General features: G+C 33.2%; 12 protein-coding genes and 1 tRNA gene. 12 read left to right on the top strand and 1 reads right to left on the bottom strand.

All coding sequences use genetic code 11. The annotated features are described in order from the left end of the window. Positions 1–2: 2 nt before the first annotated feature. Positions 3–1835: a M56 family metallopeptidase gene (locus ES675_RS12560; protein ID WP_066253117.1), complete on the top strand. Its 1833-nt coding sequence runs from the start codon at positions 3–5 to the stop codon at positions 1833–1835. Between the two features lie 75 nt (positions 1836–1910). On the opposite strand, the gene ES675_RS12555 is transcribed toward ES675_RS12560, so the two are convergent. After that, entirely contained in the window at positions 1911–3875 is a 1965-nt protein-coding gene (locus ES675_RS12555; protein ID WP_066253114.1) for an endonuclease, read from the bottom strand. A 110-nt stretch (positions 3876–3985) separates the two neighbouring features. Here ES675_RS12555 and ES675_RS12550 point away from each other — a divergent pair, with 110 nt between their 5' ends. The 11 genes from ES675_RS12550 to ES675_RS12495 all read left to right on the top strand — a co-directional run bounded on the left by ES675_RS12550 (position 3986) and on the right by ES675_RS12495 (position 12722). Next, a complete protein-coding gene (locus ES675_RS12550) occupies positions 3986–4138 on the top strand; it encodes an SsrA-binding protein (protein WP_066253112.1) in 153 nt (50 codons plus the stop codon). 56 nt (positions 4139–4194) lie between these two features. Beyond that, positions 4195–4268 (top strand) — tRNA-Arg (locus ES675_RS12545). A gap of 223 nt (positions 4269–4491) precedes the next feature. Continuing rightward, positions 4492–5790, top strand: a complete 1299-nt coding sequence (locus ES675_RS12540; protein ID WP_066253110.1) for a site-specific integrase — start codon at positions 4492–4494, stop codon at positions 5788–5790. Positions 5791–5851: 61 nt separating this feature from the next. Next, a complete protein-coding gene (locus tag ES675_RS12535) occupies positions 5852–6697 on the top strand; it encodes an RteC domain-containing protein (RefSeq protein WP_066253107.1) in 846 nt (281 codons plus the stop codon). 218 nt (positions 6698–6915) lie between these two features. Then, positions 6916–7191, top strand: coding sequence for a helix-turn-helix domain-containing protein (locus ES675_RS12530; protein ID WP_066253104.1), 276 nt, complete (start codon positions 6916–6918; stop codon positions 7189–7191). Positions 7192–7248: 57 nt separating this feature from the next. Then, positions 7249–8064, top strand: coding sequence for a hypothetical protein (locus ES675_RS12525; RefSeq protein WP_066253102.1), 816 nt, complete (start codon positions 7249–7251; stop codon positions 8062–8064). 11 nt (positions 8065–8075) lie between these two features. Further along, the gene (locus ES675_RS12520; RefSeq protein WP_066253097.1) at positions 8076–8801 is read left to right on the top strand and encodes an ATPase; all 726 of its coding nucleotides are present in this window, start codon (positions 8076–8078) and stop codon (positions 8799–8801) included. 23 nt (positions 8802–8824) lie between these two features. Beyond that, the gene (locus ES675_RS12515) at positions 8825–9484 is read left to right on the top strand and encodes a hypothetical protein (protein ID WP_066253093.1); all 660 of its coding nucleotides are present in this window, start codon (positions 8825–8827) and stop codon (positions 9482–9484) included. A gap of 154 nt (positions 9485–9638) precedes the next feature. After that, on the top strand, positions 9639–10313 hold the full coding sequence (locus tag ES675_RS12510) for a hypothetical protein (RefSeq protein WP_066253091.1): 675 nt from the start codon (positions 9639–9641) through the stop codon (positions 10311–10313). 164 nt (positions 10314–10477) lie between these two features. Next, the gene (locus tag ES675_RS12505; protein ID WP_066253087.1) at positions 10478–11893 is read left to right on the top strand and encodes a hypothetical protein; all 1416 of its coding nucleotides are present in this window, start codon (positions 10478–10480) and stop codon (positions 11891–11893) included. Between the two features lie 331 nt (positions 11894–12224). Further along, entirely contained in the window at positions 12225–12722 is a 498-nt protein-coding gene (locus ES675_RS12495; RefSeq protein ID WP_066253083.1) for a hypothetical protein, read from the top strand. The last annotated feature ends 186 nt before the right edge of the window (positions 12723–12908 follow it).

Genomic DNA, 12908 nt, shown 5'->3' with positions numbered 1-12908 from the left:
GCATGGACTATTTACTAAAAGCATCCGCTGTATTAGCTATATTTTACTTTGGTTACACTTTGTTTTTACAACGCGAAACCTTCTTTAATTCTAACCGTTGGTTTCTATTAAGCGGCCAAATAATCGCTTTACTATTTCCATTACTAGTTATTCCCATTTATACAGAAGTTGCTCCACAAAATTTCAATTCGATATTAGTTTCAAACATGCCAATTACGGAACAAATTGTTTCAGAAAGCTTTAGTTTAGAAAGCATATTGTTCTGGTTTTATAGTTTGGGTGTTTTATTTTTCTTCGGAAAATTCATCATTAATATCTTGTCACTATTCCAATTAATACGGAATAAGTCTTCAAAAAAAATAGCAGGTATTCATTATATAGAAACAGAAGATACAATTGCGCCTTTTTCATTTTTTAATAAAATTGTTTTTAATCCCAACTCATTTAAAAATGACGAACTGCAACTCATTTTAAATCATGAGCGCATTCATGTTAAGCAATGGCATTCTATAGATGTTATTATTTCCCAGCTTTCCTGTATTGCATTTTGGTTTAATCCGCTCGTTTGGTTTTACAAAAAAGCACTTCAGCAAAATTTAGAATTTATTGCAGACAAACATATACAGTCGAAAACCGATTGCAAACAAAGCTATCAACGTCTTTTACTTAAGGCAAGCATACCAACTCATCAATTGGTGATGGCAAATAATTTTTATAATTCATTAATCAAAAAACGAATCGTTATGTTACACACATCAAAATCAAACACATTTAAAGCATGGAAATACGCTTTAGTCATTCCTGCTTTGGCCTTATTTCTTATGAGTTTCAACACGAAAACGGTCTATGTTAGCGAAACTGCTTCCCAAAACACAAACTTGTTTAAAACCTTTACGGTTTCAGCAAACACAAGCAATTCGGAATTAAAAGATATTGAGAGCTATTTTTCTGATAAAGCGGCAAAAATCAAATTCACGGCGATTTCAAGAAATATTGATAACACCATTAAAGAAGTTACAATCCGAACGAATCATGATGGTGGTACGAAATTTATAAAACGCATGACAGTTGGACTTGACAAGTCCGAAACCATTAAGCCGTTTTCAATAGCACTTTCCGAAGATGAAAAAGATATTCTGTTTCAATTTTCTGATGATGAAACAACGCGGGTGAGTAAAGACCGGATCACCTTTGGAAAAACTGCTACCACGCGATTAGGGTCTAAAAAAATTATTGGCGAAGATGATGGCTTGGGTAAAAACCCGCTTTACATTATAAATGGCAAACAATATAAGAAAGGTGATTTCATAAAAAAAACCTATCATGCCGAAAGCGTCACGATTGTTAATAAAACAGAAGGTTTAAAACGTTACGGTGAAGATGGAAAAGATGGCGTTATTATTTTTGAAGGAAAAACCACTTTTGAGGCAAAGGATTCCAATTCTAATAAAAACAATTCATTTACTACTGAAACCAAACCTCTCATTCTATTAAATAACAAGGAAATAACCCTTAAAGAAATGGATCAAATTGACCCAAATACGATTATTAAAACCAATGTTATTAAAAATAAAGATCAACTTAAAAAATATGGTGATAAAGGTAAGGATGGTGTTATTATTATTTCGACAGGAGAAACAGACACGAAACTTATGGAGATTCCCGAAACCGTATTAATACTCATTAACGGAAAAGAATCCACAAGAAAAGACATGGAAGCCATTACTCCAGATAATATAAAAGATGTAAATGTTTTAAAACCAGAAATGGCAAAAGCAAAATATGGTGAAAAAGGCAAGCATGGTGTCATAATTGTTACGACCAAAAATCAGTAATAATGAGTTTATTAAAAGCACAAAAAAGCCCAAACAGATATTGTTTGGGCTTTGCGTTTTTGCTTGATTTTATAATTAATCAACCATAATTTTTTTGATAGTTGTTTTATCTTCAGAAGTAATTTGTAATAGATACATACCACTTGATAGATTTAAGTCTAGATATGAATTGGCAATTGTTTTTGTAAACAATGCTCTTCCATCCATAGAATAAACCGTTGCATTAGCACTATTATTTAGTCCTTTAATATATACGCGTCCTGAAGTTGGATTAGGGTAAACCACAATAGATTCCAACATGTTTTCATCAATACTCAAAGGCTGAACCCATGCTTCACCTAAATTATCTCCCCAAAGATACTCTACTAAATCCGGCTGATCTATAAACGGGTTTCTGTTATATTGCCATGTATAGATTATATTGTTTCTATTCATTTCAAAATCGTCTGGCGGATCATTTCGGTGCCATTCTAAAAGAGTTTGTAAATCCCCAAATTGCCCAACGTTTCCATCAGGATAACCATTTACAATATCCAATCCATTATAACGAATAGCTAAATAAAATACACCTCGAGCTACATCACCTTTAAAACCTCCTAAAGTTCCCGTAGGTCCTGTATACTCGCCATAAAACTGATTTCCTCTTGAGCTATTTTCAGGTCCATCCGCTGCTCGTAATGCATGTGCATCAGAATTTCCATGACGTAATGAATCGGCTTTAGTTGTCCAAAAAATGTCTTTTCCGTCAGCTACTTCATCTTCTTCAATACTATAATAACCAGCTCTAGATCTTGGAAACGTGTGCTCACGATTCCATTTACCGGTGCTTACTGAACTTAATTGATAATCCAATTTAGCACGACCTTGTTCTTTATACACCAACCACACTTCATTGCTATTTTCAGGGTTCTGATCGGCTTCTTTTAAAATATCAATAACATCTGTGTACGTTTGTGCACGCACGACAGCAGGATCTGAAATAATATCTTGCAAGGCTTGTTTTAAATTGGCATCAGACAAATTATCTAAACTATCATAATAACCGTTGGGCTGTGTACTTGCAACGTTTCCAAAAGTAGAATTTAAGGGTGTTCCGAAATTAGCTTGTGTAAAATCGTTATCAATAACCCGCAATTTGATATAATTATTAAACGGAATGTATGGTGAAGGTAAGTTTACAAATTTAATAAGTGGCTCTTCATCACCTTCGTCCACGCCATCATCAATCAGTGAAATAATTGTTGAAACCGTGTTTTGTCCGTTAGGAATAGTGACTGTAGTGTTCCCTGTAAAATCTGCCGCATTAAATCCGCCATTATCCATAGAAAAAGAAAATGTTGCATCTGCCGTTACATTAATTTGGGCTGTAAACGTAATCGTTATTGTATTGTCTTCTTGGTATTGTTCAGCATCCGTTGAAATGGCAATACTATTAAAAATTATTCCACTACCATCATTTAAAGCACGAGGTGTTGGTGTTGTTGATGTGTAAGTGCCATCATTATTTCGTTGAATGGAATTCGTATTATTACCAGGACCTTCATTTATTTGTTGAATGTCTGTAAAATTTGGATGTGCACTAAAAATGGCAATCATATCGTCGTCATCAGCATCTGATGTATCATATAATAGAACATCAATTAGATTATCAATGGTTGCTACCGTTTCTTCGGGAAAATCAAAATCGCTTCCTAGATAAATGGCCACTGCATCTGGTCCATTTTGAATGGTGTTTGCCGCAATTAAAAGTTGCGGAAAAGGCGTTACCGAATCACTACCTATAAGCAATAATCCATTTTCGTCTGTTGTATAACCATCTAAATCCACTGTAAAATAACTCGAGTTGTTACCTGAATTAGAACCGTTAAAAAACACAACCACATAACCATCTAAATCAAAATTTGGCGTGTCTGATTTAAGTTCTAAAAACTCCTGATCATCAATACCTGGTGTATCACAATCCAGCTCATTAATAACAATTTGACTAAAGGATTGGAATCCAATAAAAAACAGCAAAATAAAAAGTAAATTACATCTCATAAAAAAGGGTTTTTGCAAATGTAAGCAACTACTGTAGGATAAATTATTATATAGATTATTAAATTCTTAAATTTAACATCTTGAATAAATAATATTTCTTTAGCCAACCTATGAAAAAACAAATCTTTAAATTTTTAGCTAAATTGAACAAGGCCATCCTACCAAGTTTCACGAAACAACGTTTGGATTTAAGCAAAGCCAGTAAATTTCAAATGGCAATTTTTGGCTGGAAATTATATGTAACAAAAAATGCTTTAGATTAATTGACATTTTATTTGGCATATAATATAAAAACGAATATATTTGCACCCACAAAAACGGCCTCGTGGCGCAACTGAATAGCGCACTTGATTACGGCTCAAGAGGTTACTGGTTTGAATCCAGTCGAGGTCACTAGAAGCTTTATTAAAAAGCACCAAAACCGCGCAAATCCTAGGATTTACGCGGTTTCTTGTTTTTCAGACATTCATAGAAATTCACTATATTTGATCTAAAGTGTCTGCGATTCGGTTAACACTGTTTCAAAGTGTCTGCGATCGCAGACACTTTCAGAAAAAACCTACAGACTTGAATGCGCACGGTTGATTTGACTTTCGTACTTAAAAAGACGACAACTATGCAAACAAAACACACATTTTCGACAATCTATTGGCTACAAACCACTAGAACAGTAAATAATGAAGCACTTATTTACATCAGAATTACCGTAGATGGTAAACGCGTAAACTTTAGCTTAAAAAAAAGAGTCCCTATTAATATTTGGGATTCAAAAAAGAAAAAGGTTAAAGGCACTACTGCGCATGCCAAACAAACAAATTTATATTTAGAGGAAGTAAAATCGCAACTCTTCCAAATTTACCAGGACTTAAAGTTCAAAGGTCAATTTATTACGGCGCAATTAATAAAGTCGCATTACACCAATACCGATATTGATGAAGGCAAAACCATCATTGAAATTATAGAATATCACAATCAAAAAATTTCCAACACACTCGCTCCGGGTTCTATTAGAAACTTCGGTGTTACCGAGTCCTACGTAAAAAAGTTTTTAAAGAAAAAGAAACATACGAGCGACATTTATTTAAAGCAGCTCAATTTTCAATTCTTATCTGACTTCCAAATGTATCTTTCCAATTTATACCCAGTTGGACACCCAAAAGCATTAGGTAATAATACCGTGATGAAACACATTCAGCGATTACGCAAAATGATCACTTTGGCTTTTCACATGGAATGGATTGATAAAGATCCTTTTGTACGCTTTAGAATGTCCTTTGAAAAAACCAATAGAGAATTCCTCTCCGAAAACGAATTATATAATTTAGAGAAAAAAGAATTCATTTCTGATAGACTAGATCGCGTACGCGACCTATTCATTTTCAGCTGTTATACCGGCATTAGCTATGTGGATGTTATGGCATTAACTCCAGATAATATGGTAATGGGTATCGATGGTAATAATTGGATAATAACCAAACGACAAAAAACAGATACTGTTGTAAAGGTACCACTACTACCCCAAGCACTAGAAATCATTCAGAAATACAAAGACCACCCGGTAACAGTAGTCTCCGAATCCTTACTGCCAAAATTATCAAACGAAAAGCTAAATATGTATTTAAAAGAAGTGGCAAACTTCGTCGGAATTAAAAAAAATCTAACCTTTCACATGGCGCGCCATACTTTTGCAACAACGATAACCCTATCAAATGGCGTACCTATTGAAACGGTATCAAAAATACTGGGACATACCAAAATTACGACCACTCAAATATATGCCCGTGTTCTAGAAAATAAAGTAAGTTCAGACATGAATCAGCTAAAATCTATTCTAGAAACAAAGAGCCATAATGAGAAACAAAAAGAGCCAAGCAAAAGTAGTAACTCATTAAATATCAACTATAAATACGTATAAATTTTGATATTTTAAATTACTTCTATAATTTGTTAGTGTATTTTAATAAAAACCAGCCCCAATGGAATTCATTAATAAAATCAAAAAAACCTACGTAAAACAAATTGAAAATTTAGATTATTTAAACCTTACGAACCTAGAAGATTTAAAAATAGGAATCAATTTATCAAAAAAAACCCTGTATCAGCTTTGCATTCTGATTCAAAAAGAAAGCTATTTTTTATGTCCAGAAGATGAAATCCTTTTTTTCAAAAGAACCAAACCTTTCATTTTTGGTAGACTAAAATTTTTTATCGAAGTACACAATTACCAACTTGAAAGGCCAAAAGTAGATATTAGAAAACAGAAAAAATATCTACGAGATGCTTTAAGTAATCTTGAAAGCCAAAAAAAGAAAAACTTATACTTTTGGCGATACGTCAGGCATAAACAAACGGCATTCGACAATATTTATTTTTTAAGGAGTAACAGTCAGCTAGAACTCAACTTCGACGACTCGGATTATTTCCTTAATCCAAACTTCTCTACTAATCACGACAATCTTATGTCGCAAGTAGTGGCATTTGATTTATTAACCGATTATTACAAAAATACACTCTCCAAACTGGAAACTAACGGAATTGAACAATCAGAGCAATCCATGCTTACTAATTTATTTTGGTCGGGGTCTAAAACCGATTTAATAGAATTAATATATGCATTGCATGCCTCTAAAGTTATAAGTAATGGTCATATAGAAATCAGTAAAATAACCCAAGCCCTAGAAAAAACATTCAATATAAAATTGGGAAGCCCATATAAAGTTTATGCCGAAATAAAAGGCAGAGCAAACCTTCAAACAAAATTCATAAACAAACTAAAGCGCAATCTAGTAAAGAAAATAAAACTAGAAGATGAACAGTTTTAACTATATAGCAAACAGAGTCTTAAGGCGCTTCTAGTCATTAAACACTTTCGGTAGTACCGAACGCATACCGAAGTATTCTCAATAATAATTAACAGCTTTGTAAAACGAAAGTCAAATCAAAACAAGTGCTATTATTTAAAAAACGAACCAAATTAATAGCCCTTTAATCAAACCCATATTCACAAGGGATTAATATTAATCATTAAAACGCTTTTACAATGGCAGCAACAATTATTACCACAGAAGATCTCTACGATTTTAAATTAGAATTATTTAATGAGCTTAAAAAACTTCTAAATGAAAATGCTCAAACACCAAACCAAATAAAAAAATACCTCAAATCGGGAGAGGTTATGGAATTACTCCAAATTAGCCCAGGTACCATTCAAAATTTAAGAATTAACGGAACCATTCCCTACACTAAAATTGGTGGTATTATACTGTATGAGTACGATGAGATTATTCGCATTCTCAACAGCAATAAATCAACCTGAAAACACCTTAATTCTCGCTCTATCCGCAATTATGTGGAATCAAAACACACTCTCTAAATGACGAAGGTAAATTACATACTTCATTTACAAGCGGTATTTCAACAGTTCTCTAAAGACAACAGGTTAAATCCAACCCATGTCAGTTTGTATATGGCATTTTTCCAACTATGGAATCACAACCGGTTTCCAGAACAGTTCCATGTCAATCGGGAAGAAGTAATGAATCTATCCAAAATAGGCTCTAAATCCACCTATCACAGATGTGTCAAGGAATTAAACCACTATAAATATCTGGTTTACAATCCCTCCCACAACCCATTCAAAGGCTCTCAAATTAACATGCTAATTTTTCACCCCGTACTTGATGCGGCTTCTGATAAAAATACGCAGAAATACCCTAATGAATCAATTGTCTCAAATTCAAGACAAGTACTGAAACAAGCAGTGGACTTAACCGTCCCAAATCAAGGACAAGCAGTGGACTTAACTGTCCCAAATCAAGTACAAGCACTGGTACGTATATATAAACATAATAAACAAATAGAAAACAATAATAAACTCTATAAACTAACAGAGCCAAAAAATGTAAAAATAGTTATTGAATTTTTTAAATCAAAAAAATGGCCCACTACCGAAGCCCAAAAATTTTACAATTACTACCAAAGCATCGGTTGGAAATTAGGTGGAAAAACTAAAATTGTCAATTGGCAAGCAACAGCTCAAAACTGGATGCTAAAAGCCGAAGAAATCAAAAACGAAAAAGCTGTCACCTTGAGCGCAGTCGAAAGGCTCCAAAACAAGGACAACCTAAATGTTCGCGAAAGCGATAATCTCCACACCACAAAAAATAAAAACTACAACCAACCGCTTTAACACACATTAGCATGAAAAATCTAAAACCAAATATCATAACCGAAGGCGGTATCAATTACCAATTAGGCGAGATAGATAAAAACTGCATCCATTACGATTTCCAAAAAATTCTAATCTATCTGGAAGCCAAAGGAAAGTTATTGTTTGGCCAGCAATTCAAAATTCATAAGGAAGATCACGCCATTCTGTTTAAACTCTGCATCTACACCATTCAAGATTTAGACTATTGCGCCAAATTCGGTATCGACCCGAACAAAGGTGTTTTACTAACCGGCCCGGTAGGTTGTGGTAAAACAAGTTTAATGAAACTTTTACGACACCTAACACCTCATCGTCGCGCTTATAAAATAATTCCATGTCGCAATGCGGTTTTCAGTTTCAATCACCTGGGCTATAAAACCATCGAAGATTATGGCAATGACGACTTTTACTGTTTTGACGATCTGGGCGTGGAACCAACCGGAAGACACTACGGCAAAGATTGCAATGTCATGGGCGAAATTTTGTTATCCCGGTATGAAATATCCCTGCGTAGTCACCAATCCTCACGAAAGTGGGGATCCCCTAGCCCAACTACAAAAAAATCAACACCCCATAACCATTTCAAAACCCACGCTACCACAAACCTCAACGCCATAGAAATAGAAGAACGCTATGGAAACCGCGTCCGCTCCAGGATGCGAACCATGTTTAATCTATTGGCTTTTGATAAAAATTCAGCTGATAAGCGCCTTTAAATCATTCTAACACATTCAAAACTATGAAAAACCCAAACACGTTCTGGAATTGGTTTATAGAAAACCAACACAAATTCCTGCAGCAGCAGAAACCTATTTCCCCAAGCTCTCATCACTTAAAACCACAACAATTAACAGACAATGAAGTACTGTATTATAACCTCCAAACAAACCTCAACAACTACTGCAACAATTTAAGCTTTGTTCTTATCGGTCCTTCCGCTAAAAAATCTATACAGCAACTAATAATCACAACCAATGGCAATAAAAGCCTAATCCTTTATGCAGCAAATCTTATTTGCAAAGCACCCAAGCTTCCGGGTTGGAAATTTACAGCATCCATAAAACCAAGACAAAACCTCGATAAAATTGTCTCCGGAAATGATTCTCTATACGAGTTTCAAAACCTAAAAATAAAAATTAGCGACCTCTATTTCCTGCCAACCAATTACTGCTCAATAACTCAAAAGTTTGATATCACAGTTTATCTAACAGAATACTGGAAGCACCCACAACAACTTCTACAACAAGCTATCACCATAATGCTAGAAGATCTTTTAGGTGAGCATCTAGCCTATTCAAAAATTAATCACCTAACAATAAAACAATATCCAAAAAACACCAACCTAATTAATGCTTACGACATGAAATCGTATTTTGAAACTTTTAGTATTACACAATAACTAACTAGAAGCTTTCCTCATATTCAAATAATTAATTTTTGAAAAATGAATAATATGGTACAAAATTATCGATATCCCATCTATAATTGGTTAAAACGATTATATTAGTGCTTATATAACACGTTGGGCGTAATTTGAGAAAAATCGTATAAGAATGATAAAGCATCATAATTATTATAAAGTTCACTTACCGAACAAACAATATAACGGAGAAAATGAAGACGAATTAGCTGAAATTTTGATGGAAGAAGCTCACTTGGTTTCTAATGGAAAATGGACTAAAAACTATACTGCTAAAAACCCAAAAACTGACCAATTTGAAATAAGTCTTTATCCATCTATTCTCTACGCTACGAATAAACTAAACTATTCAGAAAATGAAAAGTTCAGAACAATCAATAATTTTTTAGATAATCAATTTGTTGATTTTTTAGAGAGATTTAATCCATTATATAAATGCACAAGTTTCATTGAATACCATCTTTACTATTTCAAAGGAGAAAAAACGGAATTTTACAAACACATTAAATACCAAATTTTATCTGTAGTCAAAAAACGCAAGGAATCAAAAAAGAAGAACTTTGACTATGAAAGTTTGGAGCAAATATTAATCGATTGGATAAATGAAAAAATGAAAGTTAAGGAACAAAAAAAGAGTATATTCAATGCGGAGAACGTAATTATAAATAAAAAGAGTAAAATAAAGAATCAATCGATTGGAAATCAGAAAGAGACTAAAGAATCGAGTTGGAGTAAAGCCACCGTAATAATAACTTTGATAGTCGGAATTGCCACAATAATCGGAATAGTTTGGGGAATAATGAATTAAAAAACTACGCCCAACACCGTATAAAAATAATTGCTACATTAGTGCTTAACCAAAGGTCGTTGCAATTTTGTTACGTCTGATTTTCCTTCGGAAAATCCTCGCGTACAAAACCGCAACTATTCTTATACGAAACCGTTGTAAACAATGCTGAAAAAACTGCCCGAATGGTAAGAATATATTTTGACAAACAAATTTTCAGTCATCTTTTTAAAAGAGAAAAGAGTCAATATGTCAAATTATTAGATAAAATTAGAACTCAAAAAGCCAGCTTGTTTTGTTATTCACACGCACATCTTCTTGATTTAAAAAATGACAAAACAAATATTAAATATTCCGAATTAGAATTTATTGATACTATTGTTAATGATAACTACTTATCATATCACGCAATCGAGAAGAAGACATCTTGTTATTTAGCAAGACCACTTGAAGCATTTGCCGATGTCGAAGAAGATTCTGACGAAATTGACTTTTCAAGCATTCTAAATTTCGACACAAGCGATTTAAGTGTTGAAGATAAAGAGAAAATTGAATCTGCAAAGAAAATATTTACTGATACTAAATTGGATTTCAATTTTCCCGAATTAAAAGATGTTGATTCTGAAATCACTGACCCTTTAACCAAATTAATACCATTTGGACAAGAACCTATGTCTTTAATGCAATGGAGTGAACATTTTATGGGTATGCTTAAAAATATGCAGGAAGATAAAACTGTATATAAAGGTTTAAGAAACGTAACGGACAAGCATTTCAACAACGGAAAATTCACAATCGATTATGACGAAATCAATTTTAACGAAGACTTAAAAGATTCATATCTTCAAAAAACATTTATTGAATATGTGAATAGTAACCTTAATCCAAATGGCGACAAGGAAATATCAAAATATGATTTTTTCACTAACGCATATTTTACACTTGACTTATTGGGCATCAGCAAAGAACCATCAAAAAGCGTAAGATTTAATAATATGCTTAATGATGGAATTCATAGTTATTATGGAGCTTACTGCGATTGTGTAGTATCTGATGATGCTGGTTTTCTTAAAAAAACAAGAGCACTTTACAAACTTTTAGAAATTGACACAAAAGTTATGCACGTTGATGATTTTATAAGTTCATTTGACTTCATTGTGGAAAAAGTTGAAAAAGACCAAAATTCTTTTTCTGAACTATTATTAAATGATTTAAAAAATGGTCTTATTGTGGATTCTTATAAATCAATCGATATAAATCGAAATACCAATACAATTAAACCCTTTCATAATTATTTAGGCTTTTTCAATAGAATTGATAACATTCAAGAAGATGGTAAAAGCTATTTATACTTTTACAGAAAAACGAAGAACTATTCCAGTTTCACTTTTATAAGAGAATATGAGTTAGTAACTAATAATGCTGTAGAAATATTCGGAGCTGATAAATATTTCAAGGAAAAGTTTGAATGGGAAAAAGAAAAAGATTTAATACAATCCAATAATTGGAATGGACGAGAATGGGATTTTAAGAGTTATACATTTAAAATAGAGACCAATAAAGGTTCTGGAAAATTGAGTATATTGATTGCCATTAACTGAAAGAAAGCACTGTTTACAATCGAGTAGACGGCCGTGAGTAATAAGCCCACGGTGCGCCTCTCACACCACCGTACGTACGGGTCTCGTATACGGCGGTTCGCAACCCATCTTTCCAATCGCTCTTTACAACAATTGGAACTATTTCGTACTTTAAGAAAAGGCTACAGATATTTCCGTTCCTTATCTAATTTCCGAAAGGATTGCGTTCAGTCCTTCCCCAATTATCAGAAGAAGATTTTGATGTCGAAAGTGTAAAAAAACTAGGATAACGATGGCTTCGAACTATGTATATAAAATATTTTAACACAACTTTTAAAAAATAAGACATGTAGTGAGAGAAGAACTGAAGAACACTAATTGGCATATATACGGCTTATCTATTACAGACTATGACTATACAAAGAGGCTAATCAATGAAATAATTAAGGACAGGAATAAACAAATTGAAATTAAAGCTAAAGAACTGGAAATTCAAAAAATTGACTCTGAAGCAATTGCGGACTTAAATTACTATGCTTATGTCGACAATTTATTTATTTGGCATTTTGGAATTTGGCGTTTACAAGGAATATTTGAGGGCATTCTAAAGCAGGAGTTTTTTCCTAATAAAAACATGCATGGATTAAAATCAAAACTTGATTACACTAGGAAAGTTTCGAGAAAAATAAAGCCAGAGGATTATAATGAATTGCTTGAATGGGGAAAGATAAGAAATGCGCTTTCTCATTTCCCTCCAGAACAATATAGACCATCTTTGATTCAAGAAAGTGACTTCAACGAATACCTAGAACTATTAAAAAGGGTTACGTCAGTACTAATACCAACCTAACCAAACACTTTTTTACCAACATAAAAACCACAACAAATAACGCATCTACCCTCCAAGCACTCACATTTACCCCCATTTTAACCCATTTTCACCCCCTATATCCAAAATGTTCTTTACTTTAGTAAATTGGAATTAAAATTCAACTTAACTAGTAAATATATCATAGCCACAAGTCAATTATTAAAT

Origin of the sequence: Algorimicrobium algoritergicola, from assembly GCF_008086165.1 — a bacterium.
In the GTDB taxonomy this organism is placed as follows: domain Bacteria; phylum Bacteroidota; class Bacteroidia; order Flavobacteriales; family Flavobacteriaceae; genus Algorimicrobium; species Algorimicrobium algoritergicola.
Note: the sequence above shows the minus strand (reverse complement) of the source record. Positions and strands in the feature narration are given on the sequence as shown.